General features: G+C 60.6%; 18 protein-coding genes and 4 pseudogenes. 18 read left to right on the top strand and 4 right to left on the bottom strand.

The window, feature by feature from the left end; translation table 11 throughout:
- Nucleotides 1-3: 3 nt before the first annotated feature.
- The 11 genes and pseudogenes from ESO89_RS14435 to ESO89_RS14385 all read left to right on the top strand — a co-directional run bounded on the left by ESO89_RS14435 (nt 4) and on the right by ESO89_RS14385 (nt 10731).
- Nucleotides 4-1185, top strand: a complete 1182-nt coding sequence (locus tag ESO89_RS14435; protein WP_128906165.1) for a homocitrate synthase/isopropylmalate synthase family protein — start codon at nt 4-6, stop codon at nt 1183-1185.
- Between the two features lie 403 nt (nt 1186-1588).
- Nucleotides 1589-3415 carry a biosynthetic-type acetolactate synthase large subunit gene (ilvB, locus tag ESO89_RS14430; protein WP_128906164.1) on the top strand — a complete coding sequence of 609 codons (1827 nt, stop codon included), beginning with the start codon at nt 1589-1591 and terminating at the stop codon, nt 3413-3415.
- Nucleotides 3412-4131 (top strand): acetolactate synthase small subunit, encoded by a 720-nt coding sequence (gene ilvN, locus ESO89_RS14425; RefSeq protein WP_128906163.1) that lies wholly within the window; start codon nt 3412-3414, stop codon nt 4129-4131. Before ilvB ends, ilvN begins: the two co-directional genes overlap by 4 nt.
- 34 nt (nt 4132-4165) lie before the next feature.
- Nucleotides 4166-5224, top strand: a complete 1059-nt coding sequence (gene ilvC / locus ESO89_RS14420) for a ketol-acid reductoisomerase (RefSeq protein ID WP_128906162.1) — start codon at nt 4166-4168, stop codon at nt 5222-5224.
- A gap of 70 nt (nt 5225-5294) precedes the next feature.
- Nucleotides 5295-6761: a 3-isopropylmalate dehydratase large subunit gene (gene leuC / locus ESO89_RS14415; RefSeq protein WP_128906161.1), complete on the top strand. Its 1467-nt coding sequence runs from the start codon at nt 5295-5297 to the stop codon at nt 6759-6761.
- Complete coding sequence (gene leuD, locus ESO89_RS14410) at nt 6758-7414, top strand: 3-isopropylmalate dehydratase small subunit (protein ID WP_128906160.1); 657 nt, start codon at nt 6758-6760, stop codon at nt 7412-7414. Before leuC ends, leuD begins: the two co-directional genes overlap by 4 nt.
- A complete protein-coding gene (locus tag ESO89_RS14405; protein ID WP_128906159.1) occupies nt 7411-8409 on the top strand; it encodes an isocitrate/isopropylmalate family dehydrogenase in 999 nt (332 codons plus the stop codon). Before leuD ends, ESO89_RS14405 begins: the two co-directional genes overlap by 4 nt.
- Before the next feature lie 95 nt (nt 8410-8504).
- The gene (locus ESO89_RS14400) at nt 8505-8885 is read left to right on the top strand and encodes a DUF555 domain-containing protein (protein WP_128906158.1); all 381 of its coding nucleotides are present in this window, start codon (nt 8505-8507) and stop codon (nt 8883-8885) included.
- A 105-nt stretch (nt 8886-8990) separates the two neighbouring features.
- Entirely contained in the window at nt 8991-9530 is a 540-nt protein-coding gene (locus tag ESO89_RS14395; RefSeq protein ID WP_123620037.1) for a CBS domain-containing protein, read from the top strand.
- A 36-nt stretch (nt 9531-9566) separates the two neighbouring features.
- Nucleotides 9567-9842, top strand: a complete 276-nt coding sequence (locus tag ESO89_RS14390) for a hypothetical protein (protein ID WP_128906157.1) — start codon at nt 9567-9569, stop codon at nt 9840-9842.
- A 64-nt stretch (nt 9843-9906) separates the two neighbouring features.
- Nucleotides 9907-10731, top strand: a pseudogene (locus ESO89_RS14385) (IS5 family transposase).
- Nucleotides 10732-10886: 155 nt separating this feature from the next.
- Here the strand turns inward: ESO89_RS14385 and ESO89_RS14380 are convergent.
- Entirely contained in the window at nt 10887-12278 is a 1392-nt protein-coding gene (locus tag ESO89_RS14380) for an ATP-binding protein (protein WP_128906156.1), read from the bottom strand.
- Between the two features lie 84 nt (nt 12279-12362).
- Here ESO89_RS14380 and ESO89_RS14375 point away from each other — a divergent pair.
- The 3 genes and pseudogenes from ESO89_RS14375 to ESO89_RS19050 all read left to right on the top strand — a co-directional run.
- Nucleotides 12363-12610 (top strand): annotated as a pseudogene (locus tag ESO89_RS14375) (transposase); the annotation flags it as partial.
- 238 nt (nt 12611-12848) lie between these two features.
- A pseudogene (locus tag ESO89_RS14370) lies at nt 12849-13097 on the top strand (hypothetical protein); the annotation flags it as partial.
- Between the two features lie 437 nt (nt 13098-13534).
- Complete coding sequence (locus ESO89_RS19050) at nt 13535-15298, top strand: TraM recognition domain-containing protein (RefSeq protein ID WP_241686244.1); 1764 nt, start codon at nt 13535-13537, stop codon at nt 15296-15298.
- A 181-nt stretch (nt 15299-15479) separates the two neighbouring features.
- Here ESO89_RS19050 and ESO89_RS14360 read toward each other — a convergent pair.
- Nucleotides 15480-16816, bottom strand: a pseudogene (locus ESO89_RS14360) (ISH6 family transposase).
- A gap of 644 nt (nt 16817-17460) precedes the next feature.
- Between ESO89_RS14360 and ESO89_RS14355 the strand changes: the two are divergent.
- Nucleotides 17461-18252, top strand: a complete 792-nt coding sequence (locus tag ESO89_RS14355) for a glycosyltransferase (protein ID WP_206731771.1) — start codon at nt 17461-17463, stop codon at nt 18250-18252.
- Nucleotides 18253-18373: 121 nt separating this feature from the next.
- The gene (locus ESO89_RS14350; RefSeq protein ID WP_128906154.1) at nt 18374-20287 is read left to right on the top strand and encodes a hypothetical protein; all 1914 of its coding nucleotides are present in this window, start codon (nt 18374-18376) and stop codon (nt 20285-20287) included.
- Between the two features lie 27 nt (nt 20288-20314).
- Here ESO89_RS14350 and ESO89_RS14345 read toward each other — a convergent pair whose 3' ends face one another.
- Nucleotides 20315-21295 carry a DUF1616 domain-containing protein gene (locus ESO89_RS14345; RefSeq protein ID WP_164932809.1) on the bottom strand — a complete coding sequence of 327 codons (981 nt, stop codon included), beginning with the start codon at nt 21293-21295 and terminating at the stop codon, nt 20315-20317.
- A 395-nt stretch (nt 21296-21690) separates the two neighbouring features.
- Here ESO89_RS14345 and ESO89_RS14340 point away from each other — a divergent pair, with 395 nt between their 5' ends.
- Both ESO89_RS14340 and ESO89_RS14335 read left to right on the top strand, forming a co-directional pair.
- Nucleotides 21691-22725 carry a DUF354 domain-containing protein gene (locus ESO89_RS14340; protein ID WP_128906152.1) on the top strand — a complete coding sequence of 345 codons (1035 nt, stop codon included), beginning with the start codon at nt 21691-21693 and terminating at the stop codon, nt 22723-22725.
- Between the two features lie 228 nt (nt 22726-22953).
- The gene (locus ESO89_RS14335) at nt 22954-24285 is read left to right on the top strand and encodes a nucleotide sugar dehydrogenase (protein WP_128906151.1); all 1332 of its coding nucleotides are present in this window, start codon (nt 22954-22956) and stop codon (nt 24283-24285) included.
- Between the two features lie 144 nt (nt 24286-24429).
- On the opposite strand, the gene ESO89_RS14330 is transcribed toward ESO89_RS14335, so the two are convergent.
- The coding region (locus ESO89_RS14330) for a transposase (RefSeq protein WP_241686243.1) at nt 24430-25035 on the bottom strand (606 nt) is incomplete at its 5' end.

Genomic DNA, 25035 nt, shown 5'->3' with positions numbered 1-25035 from the left:
CGGATCGAGTTCTTCCAGGGCACGATAGCTTCTAACATCGATATCGGTCCTGTACGGATCTTCGACACGACGTTACGAGACGGTGAACAGTCACCGCGTACGTCGTTCAGCTACGACGAGAAACGCCGTATAGCGGCGACGCTGGACGACATGAACACCCACGTCATCGAGGCGGGGTTCCCGGTGAACTCGGACGCGGAGTTCGAGGCCGTGAGCGACATCGCCGCCGCGACGGACACCACCGTCTGCGGGCTGGCGCGGGTCGTCGAGGGCGACATCGACGCCGCCATCGACTCCGGCGTCGAGATGGTCCACGTGTTCGTCTCCACCAGCGACGTACAGCTGGAGGATTCGATGCACGCGACCCGGCAGGAGGCGAAACAGCGCGCGATCGACGCCGTCGAGCAGGTAAAAGACGCCGGCGTCGAGTGCATGTTCTCGCCGATGGACGCGACGCGGACCGACCCCGACTACCTGCGAGAGATCGTCGAGGCGGTCAGCGACGCGGGCACCGACTGGATCAACATCCCGGACACGTGCGGCGTCGCGATGCCGACCAGCTTCGGGAAGACGGTGAAGGCGGTCGTCGAGGCGACCGACGCCCGCGTCGACGTGCACACGCACGACGACTTCGGGATGGCCGCGGCGAACGCGGTCACCGGCTTCGAGAACGGCGCGGAGCAGGCGCAGGTGTCGGTCAACGGGATCGGTGAGCGCGCCGGCAACGCCGCCTACGAGGAGGTCGTGATGGCGGTCGAATCGGTGTACGGCGTCGACACCGGCATCGACACGGCCCAGATCACCAAGCTGGCCCGGATCGTCGAGGAGGCCTCGGACATCCCGGTGCCGGCGAACAAGCCCGTCACGGGGCGGAACGCGTTCGCCCACGAGTCGGGCATCCACGCCGCGGGCGTCATCGAGAACGCCGACACGTTCGAAACCGGCGTGATGACCCCGGAGATGGTCGGGGCCGAACGCGAGTTCGTGCTCGGGAAACACACCGGCACCCACAGCGTGCGCAAGCACCTGGTGGAGGCCGGCTTCGACCCGAGCGACGGCGAGGTCCGGCGCATCACCAAGCGCGTCAAGGAGTACGGCTCCGGCAAGCGGCAGGTGACCGCCGGCGACGTCGAGCGGTTCGCCGAGGAGGCGGACGTCGACCGCGAGGAGGAGGTCCGGGTCTGATGGCCGCCTCCCTGCACGGGGAGCCCGCCGAGCGACCGCCGTGCGGTCGCGCGGGCGGAACCGATCGCCCGCTCCGATCTGGTCGCCCGCTCCGATCTGGTCGCCCGATCCGATCCGGCCTCCGGAACCGGTCCGCCGGTTCCGCTCCCCGACAGGGATTTATACCCCGGTCGCGTTGGTGGAGTCGAGATGCGACGACACCCCGAAATTCCGACGACCGCCGACGTCGCCGGAGCCGTCGCGCCGCGTATTGTAGGGGTATAACCCCCTACACCATTCCTTCCTCACCGACGCCACGCATCGACGAACGCCGACGGGCGAGAACGTACTTGTCCGGCGACGCGGCGTTCGGACCGACCGAGTCTCACACCCGCGAGATGCACCACCGAACACCACCACGACAATGAGCGACACAGCAGCACAGCCACGAGAGGACGACGCGGAGGAGCCGGACGACGCGGCGAGCGCGGACGAGTCGGCCGCGGCCGATACCGACGACCCGACCGACGCGGACGGTCCCGCCGCGGGACCGGTGTCGACCGGCGCCGAGTCGGTCGTCGCCGCGCTGGAGGCCGCCGGCGCGGAGACCGCCTTCGGCGTGCAGGGCGGCGCGATCATGCCCGTCTACGACGCGCTGTACGACTCCTCGATCCGCCACGTGACGATGGCCCACGAACAGGGCGCGTCCCACGCCGCCGACGCCTACGGCGTCGTGGCCGGCGAACCGGGGCTCTGTCTGGCGACCTCGGGGCCGGGCGCGACGAACCTCGTCACCGGCATCGCCGACGCCGACATGGACTCCGACGCGATGCTCGCGCTGACGGGACAGGTCCCGACCGAGTTCGTCGGCAACGACGCGTTCCAGGAGACCGACACGGTCGGCGTCACTCGCCCGATCACGAAGCACAACTACTTCGCGCACGGCGCGGACACCGTCGGCGACACCGTCGGCGAGGCGTTCGAGCTGGCGCGCGCGGGCCGCCCCGGGCCGACGCTCGTTGACCTGCCGAAGGACGTGACGCAGGACGAGACGAACGAGACGCCCGGTCCGGCGACGCCGCCGGCGGGTACCGACCCCGACCCGAACGCCGACCCGGACGCGGTCGAGGAGGCGGCCCGCGCGATCGAGGCGGCCGAACGGCCCGTCTGCCTGTTCGGCGGCGGCGTCATCAAGGCGAACGCGAGCGACGCCGCGCGCACGTTTGCGCGGACGTACGGCATCCCGGTGACGACGACGATGCCCGGCATCGGCTCGTTCCCCGAGGACGACGACCTGTGCCTCTCGTGGGCGGGGATGCACGGCACCGGCTACGCCAACATGGCGATCACCCACACCGACTGCCTGATCGCGGTCGGCACCCGGTTCGACGACCGGCTGACGGGCGGGATCGACACGTTCGCGCCGGAGGCCGAGGTCGTCCACGTCGACATCGACCCGGCGGAGATAAGCAAGAACGTCCACGCCGACTACCCGCTGATCGGCGACGCGGAGCGCGTCCTCGATCAGCTGACCGCGGCGGTCCGCGAGGCGCCCGACGCCGAGGCGTGGCGCGAGCGCTGCGCGGAGTGGAAGGAGACGTACCCGCTCACGTACGCGACGCCCGACGACGAGCCGCTGAAGCCGCAGTTCGTCGTCGAGGCGTTCGACGAGGCGACCGACGACGACACCATCGTGACGACCGGCGTCGGCCAACACCAGATGTGGGCCTCCCAGTTCTGGACGTACTCGGAGCCCCGGACGTGGGTCTCCTCGCACGGGCTGGGGACGATGGGGTACGGCGTGCCCGCCGCGGTCGGCGCGCGCGTCGCGGCCGACACGATGGGCGAGCAGGACCGCGACGTGGTGTGTTTCGACGGCGACGGTTCCTTCCTGATGACGATGCAGGAGCTGTCGGTGGCCGTCCGCGAGGACCTCGATGTCACGATAGCGGTGCTGAACAACGAGTACATCGGCATGGTGCGCCAGTGGCAGGACGCCTTCTACGAAGGCCGTCACATGGCCTCCGACTACACGTGGATGCCCGAGTTCGACAAGCTCGCCGAGGCGTTCGGCGCCCTCGGACTCCGCGTCGACGACTACGACGAGGTCGCGCCAGCGGTCGAGGAGGCGCTCGACTACGACGGCCCCGCGGTGATCGACTTCCACGTCGATCCGGAGGAGAACGTCCTGCCGATGGTGCCGAGCGGCGGCGCGAACGGGAAGTTCGCCACCGCGGAGGACCAGCTATGAGCGGCGACTCGCCCGACTCCCGACCCGCAACCGACGGCGGCTCCGCCTCCTCTGCCGGCGCTCCCGAGGCCGACTCCCGTCCCGTGCCGAGCGAGCAGCCCGGTCCCGAGGAACGCGACCACCCCGAGGGGCGCCGAAACCTCGCGGGGATCCGCATCGACCCCGTCGTCGAGGCGGAACACGAGTCGCGCCGCGCGGTCATCTCGGCGCTGGTGGAGGACGAGCCGGGCGTGCTCGCGCGCGTCTCCGGGCTCGTCTCCCGCCGCCAGTTCAACATCGAGAGCCTCACCGTCGGCCCGACGACCGTCGAGGGCCACTCGCGGATCACCATGGTCGTCGAGGAGACGGACCCCGGCATCGACCAGATCGAAAAGCAGATCGCGAAGCTGAAGCCGGTCATCTCGGTCGGCGAGGTCGCCGGCGACGCGGTCACCTCGGAGCTCGTCCTCCTGAAGGTGGAGGCGGACGACCCCGCGGCGGTCCACGCCGTCTCCGAGATGTACGACGGCCGGACGGTCGACGCCGGCCCGGAGACGATCACCGTCGAGCTCACCGGCGACAACGCCAAGATCGACAACGCGATCGGCGCCTTCGAGCGGTTCGGCATCGTCGAGATCGCGCGGACGGGACCGACCGCCCTCGCGCGCGGCAACACGCCGACGGCGCCCGGAGAGAAACCCGGAACGGCCGGCGAACCGACCACGCACGACGACTGACGCGCGAACACACACGCGAACTCACACGATACACATGACCGAAGACGACACGCAGACGTTCAACTCGACAGTATACTACGACGAAGACGCGAACGAGGAGGCGATCGCCCACAAGACCGTGGCCGTGCTCGGCTACGGCTCGCAGGGCCACGCGCACGCGCAGAACCTCTCCGAGAGCGGGGTTGACGTGATCGTCGGCCTCCGCGAGGACAGTTCCTCCCGGAGCGCCGCCGAGAGCGACGGACTCCGCGTGGAGACCCCCGCGGACGCGGCCGCCGAGGCCGACATCGTGAGCGTGCTCGTGCCCGACACGGTCCAGCCGGACGTGTACGAGAACGCCGTCGAGCCGAACCTAGAGGCGGGCGACACGCTCCAGTTCGCGCACGGGTTCAACATCCACTACAACCAGATCCAGCCGCCCGAGGACGTCGACGTGACGATGGTCGCGCCGAAGTCGCCGGGCCACCTCGTCCGCCGCAACTACGAGAACGACGAGGGGACGCCCGGCCTGCTGGCGGTGTACCAAGACGCGACCGGCGACGCCCACGACGAGGGGCTCGCGTACGCGGCCGCGATCGGCTGTACCCGCGCCGGCGTCGTCGAGACGTCGTTCCGCGAGGAGACCGAGACCGACCTGTTCGGCGAGCAGGCCGTCCTCTGTGGCGGCGTCACCTCGCTGGTGAAGCAGGGGTACGAGACGCTGGTCGACGCCGGCTACTCCCCGGAGATGGCGTACTTCGAGTGTCTCAACGAGCTGAAGCTCATCGTCGATCTGATGTACGAGGGCGGGCTCGGCGAGATGTGGGACTCCGTCTCCGACACCGCGGAGTACGGCGGGCTCACGCAGGGCGACGTGGTCGTCGACGAGCACGCCCGCGAGAACATGGAGGAGGTCCTAGAGAAGGTCCAGAACGGCGAGTTCGCCCGCGAGTGGATCTCCGAGAATCAGGCGGGACGGCCCTCCTACACGCAGCTCCGGACGGCCGAGAAGAACCACGAGATCGAGGCCGTCGGCGAGGAGCTGCGCGGCCTGTTCGCGTGGCAGGACGAGGACGAAGCGGACGAAGAGGAGTCGGCCGAGGTGACCGCCTGATGGGGGTACGCGGCGACGCGAACCGGTCCCGCGAAACCACGCCGTCGGCGCGTCACGCGGGTGAGTGCCGATGAGTGAGGGAACGCTGTACGACAAGGTGTGGGACCGGCACAAGGTGACTCGGTTACCCACCGGACAGGACCAGCTGTTCGTCGGGCTCCACCTCGTCCACGAGGTCACGAGCCCGCAGGCGTTCGGAATGTTACAGGAGCGCGACAAGGAGGTCGCGTTCCCGAAGCGCACGCATGCGACGGTCGACCACATCGTGCCGACCGGCAACCGCGACCGGCCGTACCGCGACGAGGCCGCCGAAAACATGATGGCGGAGCTGGAAGAGAACGTCCGCGGCTCCGGTATCGACTTTTCCGACCCGGACTCCGGCGATCAGGGGATCGTCCACGTCATCGGGCCGGAGCAGGGGCTCACCCAGCCGGGAATGACGATCGTCTGCGGCGACTCGCACACCTCGACGCACGGCGCGTTCGGCGCGCTGGCGTTCGGCATCGGCACCTCGCAGATCCGCGACGTGCTGGCGACGGGCTGTGTCGCGATGGAGAAACAGAAGGTCCGCAAAATCGAGGTCACGGGCGAGCTCGGCGAGGGCGTCACCGCGAAGGACATCATCCTCACGATCATCGGGGAGCTCGGGACCGACGGCGGCGTCGGCTACGTGTACGAGTACGCCGGCGAGGCCATCGAGGATCTCGGGATGGAGGGGCGGATGTCCATCTGTAACATGTCGATCGAGGGCGGCGCCCGCGCGGGGTACGTCAACCCCGACGAGACCACCTACGAGTGGCTGAAGGAGACCGACGCCTTCGAGGACAGCGAGGCGCAAAGCGCCTCTGGCAGCCGGATGGAATCCGGTGACGATCCCGAAAAGTTCGAGCGGCTGAAACCCTACTGGGAATCGATCACCACGGACGACGACGCCGAGTACGACGACGTGGTCACCATCGACGGCTCGGCGATCGAGCCGACCGTGACGTGGGGGACCACGCCCGGCCAGACGGCTGGGATCACCGAACCGATCCCGGACCCCGACGACCTGTCCGAGGAGGACCAAGACACGGCGCGGCGCGCGCAAAAGCACATGCGCGTCGAGCCCGGCGACACGATGGAGGGGTACGACATCGACGTGGCGTTCCTCGGCTCGTGTACCAACGCGCGGCTGAAGGACCTCCGCGAGGCCGCGGCGTTCGTCGAGGGCCGCGAGGTAGACGACGACGTGCGCGCGATGGTCGTCCCCGGCAGCCAGCGGGTCCGCGACGCCGCCGAGGCCGAGGGGCTCGACGAGGTCTTCAAGCAGGCCGGCTTCGACTGGCGCGAACCCGGCTGTTCGATGTGTCTCGGCATGAACGACGACCAGCTGGTTGGCGACGAGGCGAGCGCCTCCTCGTCGAACCGGAACTTCGTCGGCCGGCAGGGCTCGAAGGACGGGCGCACCGTGCTGATGAGCCCGATCATGGTCGCGGCGGCGGCGGTGACCGGCGAGGTCACCGACGTTCGCGAGATGGAGGAGGTGGCGACCGTATGAGTTCGCCCGAGTTCAGCGACGGCGAGGCGCCGGCGGAGAAGGTCACCGAGGTCACCGGCACCGGGATTCCGGTCCGGGGCAACGACATCGACACCGACCAGATCATCCCGGCGCGGTTCATGAAGGTCGTCACCTTCGACGGACTGGGGCAGTTCGCCTTCTTCGACCAGCGGTTCGACGACGAGGACAACGAGAAGGACCATCCGTTCAACGAACAGCAGTATCAGGGCGCGAACGTCTTGGTCGTCAACGCCAACTTCGGCTGCGGCTCCTCGCGCGAGCACGCTCCGCAGGCGCTGATGCGCTGGGGGATCGACGCGGTCGTCGGCGAGTCGTTCGCGGAGATATTCGCGGGCAACTGCCTCGCGCTCGGCATTCCCACGGTCACGGCCGACCAGGAGGATATCGAGGCGCTGCAGGACTACGTCGAGGCCAACCCCGACACCGATGTCGACATCGACGTGGCCGAAGAGACGATCACCTACGGCGACACCGTGATCGACGCGACGGTCCACGACGCCCAACGGAAGGCGCTCGTCGAGGGCATCTGGGACACCACGGCGCTGATGGGCGCGAACGAGGACGCGGTCCGCGAGACGGCCCGGTCGCTGCCGTACGTGCCGGCCGAGCACATCTCGGGGGACGAGGCGTGACCCACGAGGTCGTCGTCATCGAGGGCGACGGGATCGGCCGCGAGGTCGTCCCGGCGGCCATCGAGGTGCTGGAGGCGCTCCCGGTCGACTTCGAGTTCGTCGCGGCCGAGGCGGGCGACGCGGTGGAAGAGCAGACGGGAGAAGCGCTCCCCGCCGAGACGTACGAGCGCGCCGCTGACGCGGACGCGACGCTGTTCGGCGCGGCCGGCGAGAGCGCCGCCGACGTCATCCTTCCGCTGCGCGAGGCGGTCGATTCGTTCGTCAACGTCCGGCCCGCCACGGCGTACCCCGGCGTCGACGCGCTCCGGCCGGAGACGGACGTGGTCTTCCTGCGCGAGAACACCGAGGGCGTCTACGCGGGCCACGAGGACCGGCTCTCAGAGGACCTCTCGACGCTGACGCGGGTCGTCACCTCGTCGGCGTCGCGGGAGATTGCGGAGTTCGCCTGCGAGTTCGTCGAGGACGGCCGGGGTCCCGACGGCGATCGCGACGAGGGGTTCACGGTCGCCCACAAGGCGAACGTGATGCGCGAGACGGACGGCCGGTTCCGCGAGGAGGTGCTCGCGGTCGCCGAGGAGCGCGGCGTCGACGCCGATGAGGAGCTGATGGACGCGTTCGCGACGAAGCTCCCGCTGGATCCGAACCAGTACGGCGTGATCGTCTGTCCGAACCTCGCGGGCGACGTGCTCTCCGATCTGGCCGCCGGCCTCGTCGGCGGGCTCGGCCTGCTCCCGTCGGCGAACGTCGGCCACGACAACGCGCTGTTCGAGCCGGTCCACGGCACCGCGCCAGACATCGCGGGCGAGGGGATCGCGAACCCGACGGCCGCGATCCTCTCGGCGGCCATGCTGTCGGAGTACCTCGGCCACGTCGAGGAGGGCCAGCGAGTGCGAGACGCCGTGGAGGTCGTCCTCTCCGACGGCCCGCGAACCGGCGACCTCGGCGGCGACGCGACGACCGACGAGGTCACGGCCGCGATCGTCGACCGGCTGTAAGCGCGGAACCGTCCCGAATCCGTTCCGATCGACGGTCCGTCCGTGACCGCGGGCGAACCACAAGAAAGGAAACCCTGCGGCCCGTCGACTCTCGTATGAGCAACTACGAAGTCGCGATGGAAGCCGCCTGGTTGGTCCGTGACGTCGAGGAGACCGACGACGCCATCGGCGTCGCGGTCAGCGAAGCCGGCAAGCGACTCAACGAGACGGACAAGCAGTACGTCGAGGTCGAGCCCGGCGTCACCGGCTGTCCGGTCTGCGGGGAGCCGTTCGACGCCGCGTTCCTCGCCGCGAACACCGCCCTCGTCGGACTTCTTCTGGAGATCGACATCTTCAACGCCGACAGCGAGGAGCACGCCGAGCGGATCGCGAAAAGCGAGGTCGGCGGCGCGCTCCGCGACGTTCCCCTCGAAATCATCGAGGTCATCCAGACCGAGGGCGACGAGGAGGACGCCGACGTCGACGCCGGGGAGTGAGCCTCTCCGACGGGTGACTGTCGGATCGGTCGGCGGGGACGACGCCTCGCCCGCGATATCGGTCGTTGCCGAAACCTTTTCTAATAACCCCTAGTTATTCAGCGTATGGAACTCCCGACGCCACAGGACCTCCGCGAGCGGCGGACGACGCTGGAGCTGACGCAGAGCGAGCTCGCCGACGCCGCGGACGTCTCCCAGCCGCTCATCGCGCGGATCGAGGGCGGCGACGTCGACCCGCGGCTCTCGACGCTCCGCCGGATCGTCAACGCGCTGCAGGAGGCGGAGGGCGAGGTCGTCCGCGCGAGCGACCTGATGAACGAGACGGTGATCAGCGTCGCGCCGGACGACGCGGTGCGCGAGGCGGTCGAACTGATGGAGGAGGAGGCGTACTCACAGCTCCCGGTGTTACAGAACGGCGTTCCGGTCGGCTCGATCAGTCAGGGCGACGTGGTCCACGCGGGCGAGAACGTGGGCGACCACCCGGTCAGCGAGGTGATGAGCGAGTCGTTCCCGACGGTCGCGCCGGGCGCGACCGTCGACGAGGTCCGGAACTTACTCGACCACTACAAGGCCGTGATGGTGACCGACGGCGGGGAGACGGTCGGAATCATCACCGAGGCCGATATCGCCGCGCATCTGTCGTAGGAAGATTTATTCAAAAATAAGAGTACCATCTAGACCATGACTGATGATTCTCCACTTGTAGATCGCGTCGAGGAGGTGATTGCGAATCTAAAATATGTATATAAAACTCACTATCTAATGGCAGAGTGGTACGAGAAAATCGACCGTGTTATTTCACTAGCAGTTGCGGTCGGAACAGCACTATTAGCAGGTGCCATTATTTGGGAAGCTGCATCCCGAGAATTTCTCCTTACGGTGGCTTTGGTAGTTGCGATCTTGTCATGGACAGATGCCATTGTTGACTTAGGAAAGAAATCAGAACTGCTGTGTTGAATAGCGATCGTATCTGCCGATATCACCGGTTTAGAAGGATGAAGCCGAGGAGATCGAACCTGCCATGGAGATCGATATCCTCGACTTCAGTGAGCAGTGTCGTGATCTAGCTAAACAAGCGTTGGGGAAGCACGCGGGTGAGCCCGCCAGCGGCGGGTTCGCCCGCTGGGTCCACGTCGTTCTGCACTGTTTTCGGCTCGAAAACGGCCACAGCTACCGTGAAACGCCGAATCGGCTGAAGTACATGGCTGAAGTTCGTGACGCTCTCAATCTTGATCGGGACGACCTCCCCGATCACACCACGCTCTACAAGTCGTTTGATCGGCTCAAAATGTGGGTGTGGCGGGCGCTGCTGCGCGTTTCCGCGCAGCAGTACACGCAGTCCGGCCATGCCGCTCTCGACAGCACGTTCTTCGACCGCCGACGTGCATCATCGTACTTTCGCCAGCGGGCAGGACGGACGGTACAGACGCTGAAAGTGACGATATTGGCTGATGTGGAATCATTTGCTGTTCTTGACGTTCACATCACAGCGCGGTGGAAGCACGATACGAAGACCGGACTGCAGGTCGTCCGCTGAAACGCGGACGACCTGCAGTCCGTCGCCGCCGACAACGGCTTCCAAGACTGGCACACCGAGTACGAAATCGCCGCACATGACGTTGAGTACCTTGTTCATTACCGCGGCTCGTCAGCCAACGCAGCCGCGAACAACGCGCTCAACCGAGCAAACGGCTACTCTCAGCGGTGGATGGCCGAAACATCGTATTCGACAACGAAGCGCTCGCTCGGCGACGCCGTGCGAGCGCTCGGCTGGTATCGACAGTTCCGTGAAATCGTTCTGATGTTCGCCATCATCAACATCGAATCGGTGTGTGAACCGCTGTAACCGTGACTCAGCATCTATTCAACACAGCAGACAAAAACATCTTCTTGAATCGAAGGAGGATGCCGAGTTCTTCCTCCAGTCCGGCTTTGGACGAATTCTCGACGGCTTTCAGAAGAAGTTTGGCGACTCATCAGATGGAGAATAGTGAACAGATTCTAGATGCTGCTGAATATCTGTTCGAGATCGTCGAGTTCAAACAGTGACCAGTTATCGTTGAGCTCGCCAGCAAGACCATCGACGAATCCACTTCTGGAAAACAGCGCGAATTGTTCAGACCGATCGCTTGGTCCCCATCGGACGCTGTCGGCCTTCGAACGAAGATCATCAACAAGTCCGTGGCTCACCGGCTCATTGGTCCATTTACATTCGGCAAGGAGGAGTCGATCATCTGCGGGAGCAAGTCCCACAATATCGATTTCGTCTTCACCGTACCACCATCGCCCGACGGCTGAATACGAGTCGAGTTCGCCGCGTCTGATCAGCTCCCAGACAGCCTCTGTACAGATATCTTCGAATGTCGTCGAGACGTGTGTTGGGAGGTCAGGTTCAATCGTGCCGTCGAAGACCATCGCAGGCGCTTCTTCGATGCTAGACCGGTTCGGTTCGACGTAGCGAAACCAGAATCGAAGGAACTCATCGTCGACGCGGTAGTGAGATCGTTTGGACTTCTGACCGGACGCTGTAATCGGTACCTCACGCTTGAGAAGCCGAAGCTGGCGAAGTGTCTGGAGGTATTTCGAGAGCGGCCCTGAATCGATCCCAGTTGCACCAGAGATCTCGTTGGGTGTCGTGTGTCCGATTGCGACTGCCTCAAGAATACTGAGGTAACGGGCCGGATTTCGCAACTCCGTTTGAAGCAGGAACTCTGGTTCGTTATAGAGTACTGCTGTCGGTGAGAGAATCTGTGTTTGGATGTTCTCGGCTATCGATTGGTTGTAGTCGAAGAGGGTGAGATACATCGGCGTCCCACCGGTGACCGAGTACGACCGGATCGCGTCTGCAATATCGTACGCAATGACAGCATTGGCTTGCTGGAACGAAAACGGGTTAAGATCGATTTGTCCAGTCCGGCGACCATACAACGGACTTTCGTGACCGAGCACTTCCAACTCCATTGTACTCACGCTTGACCCACACAGAACCAGCATCGAGTCAGTGTGCTGCAGTTGCTCGTCGACGAACGCTTGGAGGTATGACGGCAGAGAATCGTTCTCTGCGACCAGATACGGAAACTCGTCGATAACGACAATGCAGTCGTCCGTTTTGAGCTTCTCACCAAGGTACTCGAATGCATCGTCCCAATGGTCGATACGTGGGACACGGTCATCGAACCCGTCGGCAATCTGTTCGACAAACTTCTCTCGCTGACGATCTTCAGCTTCTTGAGCCGCAAGATAGTACAGATGCGGCCGATCAGCACAGAACTCTTTGAGCATCGCTGTTTTCCCAACCCGCCGACGCCCATATACAACGTAAAAGGCGTAGCCCGGCGATGAGTACGCCGTTTCTAGTGAATCGAGTTCATCCTGCCGATTATAGAAGGTCATACTTTGCTTAATGATTATTGAGATAATGACTTATGTTCTTCGGCGTGAACGAGATACTCCCGACCAGCCACGTTCTGTTGATAGTTCAGCCGCCGCTGGCAGATCGAGAGTGAGTACAAATCGATCAAAACGACTTTCTCGCGAAGACCTCCTCGAAAGACTACTGGGTTCGCTTGTTCTACTTCGTGTTCGCGGTACCCTTGTACAACATCTGGCGGCTGACCGACTTCCTGCTGAAAGCGGGTGTCGACGGCGAGATGGCCTACGCGCCCGTGTTGACTGCGGGCGAATCTGCGGAGGTGATTGCCTCCGCGCTGATTCCGGCTGACTAACCGTCTGACTCTCGCCAGTTAGCTGCTCAAGAGTGGCAACGCTATTCAGCAGCATCAAAATCTACGCAATTTCTCACGTTCGCCCGGCAGTCCAACCACAAGGATTCAAAATCGATGATTGATCGGTGAATATCACTACGAATTGATGGAAGTTCAACCCAAAATTGATCTATCCTCCGGAACTGTGGGTCTTCCAAACAGCACTGTTAAGTTACGAACGACAGAAAGTGTGGTCCAATCGTCTCAGCGAGATCTCCCGTGGGCACTCACGCGGAACCGTATCACTGACGGCCGCGATCAAACAGTGCAGCTCCACCTCCAACAGTCAACGGTCAACACACAGCGGGAGGCGACACGAACGCTTGAGTCAGAGCTCGGCAAACAGGTCAAGAAGGCCGATCTCCGTGAGGCTGCGCTCCTTGTTGGGCTTCAACACACGGATGAGATCGCTGCAACGCTCCGGGAGTGGGGATACGATCTGGATTAAGTAGCGCCTCTGTTGCCATTCTCAGCCGGGAGGAATTCTGCTCCGATTGCGATTAGCTACTGAGTTTTAGCTCACCTCCCCGGCGAGGACGTCGATCAGACCAACATCGACTGGACGCGGAAGGGTGTCGGGAACCGCCCGCCGGCACAGGCCAACCGGACGACCAAGCCGCCCGACATGCGGGTCAATCGCGATTTGTCGGAACTCGGCGGCGAGGCGTCCGCAATGGCGTCGCTGTCGAGTGACCGTGCCGAAGCGTCGGATACCGTGGGAACGGACGCCCCCGAGCAAGAGGACTCGGTATTCATGAAGGGGCTCGGCACCCTCATGCGGTTCTTCTTCGACGACAAGACCGAGAGCGACGCTGACGAAGCGGACACACCCACGGCGACGGTCGACATCGACTCCTCGCCCGAGAAGCAGGAACGTTCAACGAGGTGTATCGGAAGTTCATCCACGGCGAGCTCACCCGCGCGAAGATCAAGAGCCAGTACAACGACAACGTCGCGGACAACCTCATCCGGAAGTTCCAGAAGCGCCGGGCCGACGAGATGGAGATCGACCTCGACGCGCTTGACGCCCGTGACGATATCTTCGACGTCGTGGATATGTACTACGTGCTGGCCGACAACGAGAGCCGCGCGAAGTTCTCGAACGTCGTCAGCCAAGTGGGGATGAGTTTCATCCACGAGTACACGACGAAAATCGCCGAGATGGATGTCGAGGAGATCGACCCGGTTTTGCGGCGGATTCAGGACTGGGTGGAGGACCCCGTGAGTCGGGGGATCGTGGCCCATCGAGACGGCACAATCAACATCTCACACGCCGTCAAAGAGGGGAAGATCATCCTCGTGCGGAACACCGTCCGATCTGACGAGATCCGGAAGGTCGTTTCGACGGGAATCATGCGTCGGGTGTGGTCAACCATCCGGAAACGCGAGAAGGTCGAAGAGGCGGATCGCGAGCCCTTCTTCGCGATCATGGACGAGTTTGACGACATCGCCTCCGAGAACATGGCACTCGACAAGATGCTCTCGAAGGCGCGCTCCGGGAAGATGGGGGTCGTCACCCGTCTCCAGAACCCCTCACAGGTGCGCGACATCGCCCCGCAGACGCTCAAGCAGATGTTCGGGAACACGGATACGCTGTTGAGTTTCGGTGTGACGGAGGTGGACGACGCCCGGATCATCTCCGAGCGGTTCGACGAGGACGCCATCGATTCGGGGACGCTCATGTCGTTGCCCGCCTATACGGCCCTGACGACGATCTCGACGATGGACGAGGACGGCCCGATGCGGTCGGACCCGCTTGCGCCGGACACGTTCGCGCCCTATCCGGCGCGGCGGACGCCCGCCGAGGCCGAAGCGATCATCGGCGAGAACCTCAAGGAGTACGGCGTCGACGCCCTTGAGCAGAACCTTGACGAATCCGAACACGCGTTGATGCACCTCGGTGGGGAAAGCGACCTGACGAAGTGTTTCCTCGAAGCGGTGTGGGCCGAGCAGATCCGACAGAACGCCCTCAATGCGCTGCCCGGCGACTACGACACGCTTGAGCCGGCGATGGAGCAGCTGTGGCACGGCGACGCCACGCAGTCGTTCGCCGAAATCGACGGCGATTGGCCCGGCTGTACGGTGATGGCGCGCGTCACGAAGGCGTACGTCCCCAACGCGCCCGACGGTCAACAACAGATTCTCTACCTCGAAGACATCGCGCCCAACGTGGCGGAGCCGGGGCAGGTGGGCGGCGAGGTGAAGCTCACGGTGTGGCGCAAGTCCCAGATCGAGACGATGGCGAGCGTCGGCGACGTGCTGTTCATCTCGAACCCCAAGCCGGGCGAGTTCCGTGGTGACCTCACCCTCGCAGCGACGGGTGACACGACTATCGACCGGCTCGTCGAGAGCGATGGTGAGCTGAAAACGTTCCGGGACGCGTGGGGCGCACTCACCGGCGAGAATGACGGCGCACAGCACATCTCCGCAGGCGATGAAGCGCCCGGTGCAGCTGGGACGATCGGTGACGACGACGTCACTCGACTCCCCAACAAGCGCTACCGGCGTCCGGGCGCGTCGCTTCGGCGTGGCCCGCCCGAAGAAGAGCAGTACTGTTCGTCTCTCGGTGGTGTGTCCCTATCGCTCATAGGGGGTTGTGCCGGCCGGTGCCGGTGTGTAGGTGTATACGGGTTAGTACGGCGTAAATAGGTCCGGGGCGACAACCGGAGATCGGCGTTGATGGCGAGTGTTCGTTACTATATGATAGTAACGTGGGCGGCGGGGTAGGCTATCCGTTATCGAGACGTGACAATATCACTGGTACTGCTTGAATACTTCCCAAAACTCATCATGGAATCGTGGTGATTTTTTGGTCGCGTCGCAGAACCGTTTAGACTTCACCCCCAGTAGCCTCGACCGAGGCGGTGCAGTGAATTTCCTCGTGAGTTGATCGGCACAGAACCTCATCGAAGAACTGGCTGTAGCGTTCTGGGTCCTGGTACCTGACCAGCCGGAGCTGAAGTACCGCATTCAATCCGTCCCGACTCCACTGCATCCAGTCCCGCTTGCACCGTTTGGCGACTTCTCCCATTGCCCGCTCGAGGGGGTTCGAGGTCCACCGCACCTCGACCCCGTCGAGTGCTTCCTCTGCAAATGTCAGCATTGATGGCAGTCCACGTCGCAGATACGCTGCTGCTTTATCCGAGCAGAACTGCCCCAACTGCCACGCTGTCTTCTCTATTCGCTCGCGCGTTCGCGCGATCCGGTTACGGATCGCCGAATACTCCTCCGCTGGACGGTGTTTCTCCACCGAATTCTTCAGATGGAACAACTCTCCACTCACGTCTGAAATAATCTCTTTCCGTGTCTCCAGTTCCAGTGCGCCATCAACAGACAACCTGTGTCTGAGTGACCGCGGAACATGGGCGAGATCAAGTTGATGTTCACGATCCTCTCCAGTAAAGGCCGTCACAAGTCTGTCTTCGCTATCACTGACGACCGCCGCGTCGTCAGTGATCGCGTTCTGCTCGTCAAGATCAGCGGCTATGCTGTTCCAGTCAGCGTTAACCGAGACATCAAGGACTGATCGAGATTCTCCATCATCGTCCTCTGCGAGTGTGATCTGAACTTCGTGCTGGCTACGGTTGTCATCCTGACTGTGGCACTTCGTCCCATAGGAATGACGGTGTCAGCTTCTGTACCTGGAATGTGGTCAGAAACGAATGCTGAGAGTTTCTTCCCGTACTCTTTAACTCGCCGCTGGATGGTGTCGGGCGACGGCGTCTTCTCGAAGCCGTCGCCCGCCGACGCAGCGTCCCGATACGACAGTGTCATGGCGAGATTGACTGCCTTGGCGGAGATATCCTCTTGATAGCACTTCTTTCCATCGAACTGGATGAGGTTCTCGACAGGGCGGAAGTGAGACTGCTCATCTTCGCTGGCAGCAGTGTCCTCGACGTAGTCCAGCGTGAACGTGTGCTCGCCGGCGGTAGTCACCGCCGAGCGAGTACACGTCGCAGAGCGTTGAAACCGCTCGGTTCCGTTGCCGTGGCTGTGTTTTACACCGCAGAAGCTCTCGACGAGACGCTCGTTGAGGCACTCAACAAGTGCCTCAACGAGGATGGAAGTGATGTTCTGCTTGGCGAGAACCTCACTGATCACTGCGAGTGGATACTGCTCGGTAGGATCAATCGTCAGAGTCAATTGGACGGTGAGTGTGATCTCGATCGGGGACTCTTCCATTCCAACACCGGAGCAGTCCCCTTCCTGTGACGTATCAACTGCTACTTCGTTGCGGTGAGTGGCGACCTGATTCTAAACGATTCTGCGACGCGACCAATATATGATCTCGAAGCGATCGGACGCGTCGAGACTGCAGGACAAATGACAAAAAAGTGTTAATTCTCTATTAATAGTATCTATTGTGTTGCGTCACAGTCACGAATCATCGCATATCATCCGGGACGACGATGTGTGCTTGACGGTCGATGCAATCAACGCATAACAATAATGTCAGAGCAAAAAGACGGAGAGAAGATGGACGACAGTTCGAAAGCACGTCTCACCGAGAGGAGACCGTCTCCGTATACCAGTTCGAGAACGATACGTCCGCCAATAGGAGGATGCGAAACGCACCGCCTCAATTATGGGTTCCAGTCCGAATTATCGAACACCCGACGGCGGGTCCTTACGAAAATTGTTGGGAGTGACCAATGAGATCTGACGGGGAGTCGATCAACGTCTTGCAACTCGTGACGACGCCACGGCCGTTCTTTCGACAACAGGTGGAAGTTCTTGAGCGGAGCGGCGTGTCGTCAACCGTCGTTCGAGTTCCGCCTGCGGATGGACATCGGGTGGGACATGAGTATGCAATGTTCTACGGACGTATCCTCTCGAAACTGGTGACAGAGGAGTACGACTTGATCCATGCGAACTTTGGGCTCACGCTCCCGTTTGCACTCGCTCAACCGATTCGACCGGTCGTCGCCTCTCTTTGGGGAACGGATGTCTTCGGGGAATATGGCTGGGTCACAGACCGATGCATCCAGTGGACCGACGCCGTTATCGTCATGTCCGATGAGATGAACGACGCGGTGAATGTGGAGACAAACGTTATCCCGCACGGTGTCGACTTCGATTTGTTCGAGCCGATTCCACAGGCGGAGGCCAGACGCAAAGTGGACTGGAACGCCAATGCGAAACACATTCTTTTTCCATACGATCCGGACCGACACGTCAAAGACTTCCCTCGCGCGGAGCGCATCGTTGATGAGGCGGCTGGTCAGGTGGATGAGAACGTAGTGATACAGACCGTCTACGATGTCCCACACGAACGAGTTCCGCTCTACATCAACGCTGCGGACGCCTTTCTCATGACATCGAAGTGGGAAGGGTCACCCAACGCCGTCCGTGAGGCACTCGCATGTAACTTGCCCATCGTTTCAACGGATGTCGGCGATGTCGCTGAACGCGTTAACAACGTTTCTCATTCGTACGTCTGCGAGAGCGACCAGGAGCTGGTGAACGCTCTTGTTTCCGTTCTCGCTGCCGGCGAACGATCAGATGGCCGGGAGTCAGAAAACATAACGAGTCTCACGAACATGAAGGAAAGTATTCTCAATATCTACGAGTCTGTCGGCGTGCAGTGTCCCGATGTCGACTAGAATGTATGGTCTGAGGACCAATAACTAGGGCGTAACAAAGTACAAATCCGCTGTGGTACTGTAGCAGAGATGGGCCGAGTCGTATCTGACAGTGACGATTCCTCAGATGTGATCCGTTCCGATGTCTCGTAGGAAACACCGGCGCGGGGCTATTCGATCGAAGGTTCTCCTCACGCTCGGGTTCGTACTGCTTACGGTCGGGCTCCTTGCAGCATACACCGAACCGGCCTCGGGATACGAACTGTCTCCATACACCTCGACGCCAGTTCCCTTCTGGGCTTGCATGGCGCTGAGTACTCTCGCCTCGCTAGCCGTCGCGTTCGATCGCGACCGTTCGCCGCATCTGCGGACGATAGCGCTCTTTCTCGGCGTAAGCATCTTCGTGGCCATCATCTCGATCCCTATCGTTAGAAACTACCATTTTTTTGGTCCGGCAGACTCACTGACTCACCTCGGTTGGGTTCTCGACTTCCGTACGGGAGCCTTGCAACCCTTCGATATTCTCTATCCGGCAACACACGTCATCGCGCTTCTGTTCGGCGAAGTTGGCGGTATGCGGCTTCCGCGGGCGGGACAATTGACTGTCGTCATCTACTTCGTACTGTACCTCCTGTTTCTCCCACTATGTGTTGCCTACCTCTCAGATAGCGACTGGGCGGTCCCGTTTGGTCTCTACGCCGCCGCCCTCTTTTTGCCCGTCAACAACGTGAGCGTCTTCAGGATGATGCATCCGACGACGCAAGCCATCCTCTTCTTTCCGTTCGTGTTCTTTGTGACGTTTCGGTATCTCAGGGGGCCCTCTGATATCGAGTGGTTCGGCTTCTCCGCGAGCTCGTGGAGTGTACTCTTGTACGTCGCGGTGGCGTCCCTCCTCTTCGTCCACCCACAGCAGGCTGCAAACCTTCTCGTCATATTCGTGACTATCTCGGTTGTACAGACGATATATCGAGGTGTCGGTGATCGACTCGGTAACTATGATATCGCCACAGAGCGGCTCGCTTATCCTCCTGCCCTCTTTCTTGGCGTCCTCTTCGGACTGTGGGTACCACAACACTCACGAGCAACCGGATCAGGGAGTATCATCATCGAACGGATTATCCAATTTGTCACCGGCTCCAGTGAATCACCCGTTGATGGTGCCACACAACGTGGGAGGTCGCTAAGCGATATCGGTGGCAGTATCGAGGAACTCTTTGTCAAACTGTTTCTCGTGACACTTCTGTTCTTCATCGTCGCTGGACTGTTGATGCTTCTCAGCTACGTGAGTAGAGTGAACTGGAAAGACGTGAATCAACGAACCGTTATCAAGTACCTCTCAATATCCTTTTCGACGCTGACGGTAATATTCCTGATGTACTTCCTGTCGAGCGTGACGACACAGCACTACCGACAGCTCGGGCTCCTCGCGATGGTTGCGTCGATACTCGGCACGGTTATGCTGTCGGACGGCTTGACCGTGCTCGCCGATCGGTTCTCCACCCGGTCGGTCGTCGGAGTCGCTGGACCCATTCTCGTCGTCATGTTGCTTTTATCAACTGCCTCTGTGTATCAGTCGCCCTATATGTATCAGCAGTCGGCCCATATCACAGAGATGGAACTGACGGGATATGAGACTGCTATCGATAACCGAAGCGACGAAGTGATCTTCACAAATATCCGTGGTGGGACGGCACGCTATGCTGACGCGGTGTACGGCCGCAACGGGAGTGAAAAGATGGATATCAATCGAGCCGATGAGCCGATTCCGGATCAGGTATTCAACCGTGGAAATATGACGACATACTACGACGATCCGCATTATCTAGTTGTCCTACAACGCGATTACGATCGAGAAGTTATCGTCTACAACGGGTTCCGGTTTACCAGTCGCGGGTTTGATCACTTGGACGAGCAACCCGGCGTGAGCAAACTCATCTCGAACGATAGCTTCCGCCTCTACTATATCGAACCAACGTACGAAACGACGATGGGAGATCCTAGCGACGTAGTCTCCGAACCTAGACGGATGACATTCTTAGCACCGTCGGCGGTTTGATAGTGGGGCGTGGTTGTACGGACGTCACTACTCCGTAACGGTTAGCCAGTGGTACACATCGGCGTCGGCATTCGACCGTGTCGGCGTCTCCGGCGGCTTCCCTTCATACACGAGGTAGATGACGCGGACTCGCTCACCGACGAATGTCGGGCTTAGTCCGTGTGAGTGCCGCCACCTCTGATCCGCCGCGATGGTTTTGTTGAACGTGTCGAGCCGTTGTTCATCGATCACCGTACCGTCCGAGTTTTGCCGTTGCAACTTTACGACCACGGTGTAGTCGACACTCTGATCGTGGTGGTTATTCACCACAAAGATGACCTCCTCGGTCTGTTCTCGGGTCATTTCGTCTGGGAGGTTTCCCAAAACGAGTTCGTCGTCGTCCGTCCCGTACAGGGCGGCGGTCGAGTAGGATTCTCCGTCATTGGGGACGGTCAGTACGAAACCGGTGGTGAAGACGGCAACTAGAAGAGAGATTCCGAGGGTGGTATTGAGTATCGACTCCCACCGTGTTTGCCCGGAAACACTTGCTTTAATCAGTGACACCTTCCCTGCGAACGATGGCGCATAGCGGTCATCGATGGGCGTTTGAAGCCGGCGCACCGTCCCAACGGCGGTGGCGACGAAGATGAAGAGAGCCAAGGTTACCACTGCCGTCTTGGCCGTGATTGTTCCGGTCACGGCCGACGTAAGTAGTCCCAACAACGGAAGTAACGCGACGCTGCCCCCCACGGCGAGGACAAACCGAATAGTCGGTGAAAGTCGAATTGGATCTTCGCCCAGCAGAAATGTTGTCAGATTCTGGGGAGCGCGTCGGCCGATAGCGTTCGGAACATTTATGCGTTTCTCGGGGAACAAAGCGGTCATAAGAGCGTATCCGGGCAAGAATAGGAGTATGGGGAGCACGATAGCGACTCTGATACTGGACTCCAGTTCAAGTATGACCACGGTGACGAGGACGACGGCCGCGGCCAACGAGGCCCATACGTCGTCAGGAATATCCTGAATCATCTGCTGATTGCTCCAAATTGAGCATTGCGGCATTCTCCAGCCGTCGTCATGCCCTCCGTGAATGAATCGTGTGTGAGTGCTCGCATATGAGTCGTGGCTTCGGTGTGGTAGTCTGCTCGTGATTTCGGTGAGCTGCTCAGCTCGCCTCGTTTCGGATATAGTGACGAATCCGTATAATTAGGAACCTCCTGTTGAACGGTATGAATCGTCCAACAAGGTGGATTCATCGCTGTGGATTATATTATGAGTCGCCCCATCAATTAACAAATACATAACAATAGCTGTCTTTCCCCATCCGGTACACGGTACGGTCAAGAAATGGGAATGAAACATCGATCTGGAACTGTCCGTATATATCACTCTCACAACGGATCCCTTGAGGAGAGGACTTGAGAATGCGGGTTGCATTCACGATCCAGCATCCTGCGCACGTACACCTGTTCAGGAACGCGATCCGCGAGCTCGTCGAATCGGGGGACAGCGTGTTCGTGTTTGTCAGGGAGAACGATGTCGCGACGGACTTGCTCGACGGTTACGGTATTGAGTACAACCGATTGGCCTCAGAGACAAAGTCTTTTGCGGGACTCGTCCTCACGCAGGCGCTCTACGAGACTCGTCTCCTCCGTAACTGCCGGCGGATTGATCCTGATGTCATCGTCGGGATGGGTGAACCGGGGGTGTCGCACGTCGCGACGTTATTACAGACGAATGGACTGATATTCACGGATACAGAGAACGCGACGATACAGAACATGCTCGCCTTCCCCCTCGCTGACCGGATCTGTACCCCCGATTGCTACTGGGACAATATTGGGAAGAAGCAATGGACATATCCAGGGTACCACGAACTAGCGTACCTACATCCCGATCGGTTCACGCCTGATCCGTCGGTGTTTGACGACACAGATGTTGATCCCGACGATAAGTACGTAGTGCTTCGCCTTGTGGCTTGGAACGCCCTCCACGATGTTGGCAGTGCCGGCTTTAGTGAACTTGAGGCGGTCATTGAGCAACTTGAATCGACGGGCACCCGCGTCATCATCACGTCCGAAAGCGAACTCCCGGATCGATTCGACGACTATCTGATGCCGACGGCGCCTGAGGAGATCCATCAGGTGCTACGTGATGCGGACCTCTTCATCGGCGAGAGTGCGACGATGGCGGCCGAGTCGGCCGTTCTCGGCACGCCGGCGATCTTCGTGAGTCCGATCCATCTGGGATACATCGACGAGTTGGCCGACAAATACGGGCTTGTCTTCCAGTTCGACGGTGACGACCGTCAGTTCCGCGGGCTTTCGAAGGCAGTTTCGATACTCGATGGATACTCAGCCGAAACGTGGCGCAGTCGTCGCGACGACCTCCTCGAAGACAAGGTAGACACCACGTGCGCCATTCTCAAACAGATCCGCGCGGTGGCGTCCCACAATTGACTGGTTGCAGGTGGCATATCACTTGCCGCGTCAGCCGGCTGCCCTATTGCGTTTCATGGCCGCCACCAAATGATTCCTGATACACATCATGGTCCAGCAATTACTGAATAGATACATCTTTGTCTTCTCCAGTCTGTCGGCAAAGCCGTCAGTTTCTGAATTGTGATCCCGAGGTCTGTAATGTCTCTATAACAATATGATATTGGTATCATTGCTCAACCAATTCACATGAGCAAACAGGATGTAAAAACCTCATCCGAAGTGGATGTCGAACGGTCGACTGAGACGGTCGGAGTGGCTGGTCTTGGATACGTCGGGCTTTCAGTGGCAGTAGCGTTCGACAGGACGGGTTGGGACGTAGTAGGATACGATATCAGTGAATCAACTATCGATCGGTTGCGGAACGGTAACCCTTCTTCGAATGTCATCTCAGAACGGGAACTCTCAGATCTCAACATCCACTTTACCACGGACCCTGGGTTCGTCTCTGACACCGACTTCGTTATTATTGCTGTGCCGACACCGACAGATGATCGAGAGACACCAAACCTTGACTACGTAAAGTCGGCTGGCGAGACGATCGGAGAGAATCTTTCTCCGGGAACGACAGTCGTCCTCGAATCGACGGTATTCCCAGGAGCGACACGCGAAGTACTGATTCCGGCACTTGAACGGACATCCGGATTCACCGCGGGTGAGGAGTTCGATGTCGGATACTCCCCGGAGCGTATCTCACCTGGCGATCAGAACCGCGGTATCAAGGATGTCATAAAAGTCGTTAGTGGGCAGAATAGAGAGGTGAGAGAACGGATCAGACGACTGTACAGCAATGTTATCGACGCCGGGGTTCGGACTGCGCCCAGCATCGAGGTCGCCGAGATGATGAAAGTGTTCGAGAACGTCCAGCGCGACGTGAACATTGCTCTCGTAAACGAGCTGGCGGTCGCCTGCGAGCACTTGGGGCTGAACACCGATGAGGTGCTTGAGGCTGCCGGGACCAAGTGGAACTTCCACGAGTATTCACCGGGGCTAGTCGGGGGTCACTGCATACCGGTCGACCCCGCACACTACGCTCATAGCACCGAGGTCGCGGGATTCACGCCACAGATCGTCAATACGGCACGCGATATGAACGAGTTTATGACAAAATTTGTCACGGAACTGACAATTCGCGGGCTCAACGACTGCGGAAAGGTTCCGAAAGAGAGCCGTCTGCTCGTATTCGGGCTCTCGTACAAGGCCAACGTAGACGATGTCCGAAACACGAAGGTGAACGATCTCATCTCCGAGCTGCAACGGTACGACATCTCGATCGCCGGATATGACCCGCAAGTCGACGACGAACTGTTGCGATCCAAGTTCGACATCCCCATTTGTGAAGAAGTCTCGTTCGACGGTGTCGACGGACTAATTTTCACGACAGGTCACGACGAGTTTCAGTCCCTCTCCCTCGAAGACGCTCATTCGAAGATGAACGAAGCTCCGCTTCTGGTCGATATCGAGGACATGTTCGACGCCGAGAACGCGGAGCGTTGCGGATTCGCCTACAAGCAGCTATGAAGTAGTCGACCTGTCCCTGCCGTCGGGTTGCTCCCGGCTCTCTCCATGGGTGGTGGCGTCAAAAGATGGGTGGCTGTCCAGAAAGTCGCTTTTAGCGAGGGTAAACAGCCTCGGGCGCGGTGACCCGAGGCTTTTCTAATTTCCTCAGCCGTGCGCTAGCACTCCCTGCTCGGCAAGCGAGCGGGATGAGGTTGGGCGGCTTACACGCCCCGACCCGGACAGACGCACCAACCGAACCTGCGGCTGGGTTTTGTGAGTCCGGTGATTTGATTCGTTGCCGTCGAGTTTCGCCTTCTCACGCCACGCAATGTTCACCGACGCATTCCGGTCGGCGTGGTCTTGCACCACGCCACACTCGTCGTTCGAACACCAGAACCGCCGTCCCTGCCGATACCCGTGCTCACCACAGCACGAACACGTCTTCGAGTTGTAGTAGGCGTCCACCGTGTCCGTAGGAATCTCTCGCCACGTCGCCTTGTACGAGACGAACTTCTCGAACTTGTGGAACGGCAGTTTGTGTAACCGTCGGTTCATATACGTGCCGTACTTGATTTCGTCGCGGATACCTTCCATATCCTCGAACACAATTACTGGGTTCGGGAATTGCTCTGCGAACTCCACGACAGCACGGGAGAGACGATGGAGTACCCACTCAGAGCCTGTCATAGAATCCGTCTCATAGCTTGAGCTTCTCACGGCCCGGATTATTTCCCCGCTCAAAATTGGTAATAGCAACGACAATTCGGAGAC

The sequence above is a fragment of the Halorubrum amylolyticum genome (assembly GCF_004114995.1).
Taxonomy (GTDB): Archaea; Halobacteriota; Halobacteria; order Halobacteriales; family Haloferacaceae; genus Halorubrum; species Halorubrum amylolyticum.
This window is presented reverse-complemented; position numbering and strand designations above follow the sequence as displayed.

Bases quoted from the DNA above. Each gene is read 5' to 3' on its own strand.
- ilvB (WP_128906164.1), top strand. From the start codon at position 1,589: ATGAGCGACACAGCAGCACAGCCACGAGAGGACGACGCGGAGGAGCCG.
- ilvN (WP_128906163.1), top strand. From the start codon at position 3,412: ATGAGCGGCGACTCGCCCGACTCCCGACCCGCAACCGACGGCGGCTCC.
- ilvC (WP_128906162.1), top strand. From the start codon at position 4,166: ATGACCGAAGACGACACGCAGACGTTCAACTCGACAGTATACTACGAC.
- leuC (WP_128906161.1), top strand. From the start codon at position 5,295: ATGAGTGAGGGAACGCTGTACGACAAGGTGTGGGACCGGCACAAGGTG.
- leuD (WP_128906160.1), top strand. From the start codon at position 6,758: ATGAGTTCGCCCGAGTTCAGCGACGGCGAGGCGCCGGCGGAGAAGGTC.
- ESO89_RS14400 (WP_128906158.1), top strand. From the start codon at position 8,505: ATGAGCAACTACGAAGTCGCGATGGAAGCCGCCTGGTTGGTCCGTGAC.
- ESO89_RS14395 (WP_123620037.1), top strand. From the start codon at position 8,991: ATGGAACTCCCGACGCCACAGGACCTCCGCGAGCGGCGGACGACGCTG.
- ESO89_RS14390 (WP_128906157.1), top strand. From the start codon at position 9,567: ATGACTGATGATTCTCCACTTGTAGATCGCGTCGAGGAGGTGATTGCG.
- ESO89_RS14380 (WP_128906156.1), bottom strand. From the start codon at position 12,278: ATGACCTTCTATAATCGGCAGGATGAACTCGATTCACTAGAAACGGCG.
- ESO89_RS14355 (WP_206731771.1), top strand. From the start codon at position 17,461: ATGTTCTACGGACGTATCCTCTCGAAACTGGTGACAGAGGAGTACGAC.
- ESO89_RS14350 (WP_128906154.1), top strand. From the start codon at position 18,374: ATGTCTCGTAGGAAACACCGGCGCGGGGCTATTCGATCGAAGGTTCTC.
- ESO89_RS14345 (WP_164932809.1), bottom strand. From the start codon at position 21,295: ATGATTCAGGATATTCCTGACGACGTATGGGCCTCGTTGGCCGCGGCC.
- ESO89_RS14340 (WP_128906152.1), top strand. From the start codon at position 21,691: ATGCGGGTTGCATTCACGATCCAGCATCCTGCGCACGTACACCTGTTC.
- ESO89_RS14335 (WP_128906151.1), top strand. From the start codon at position 22,954: ATGAGCAAACAGGATGTAAAAACCTCATCCGAAGTGGATGTCGAACGG.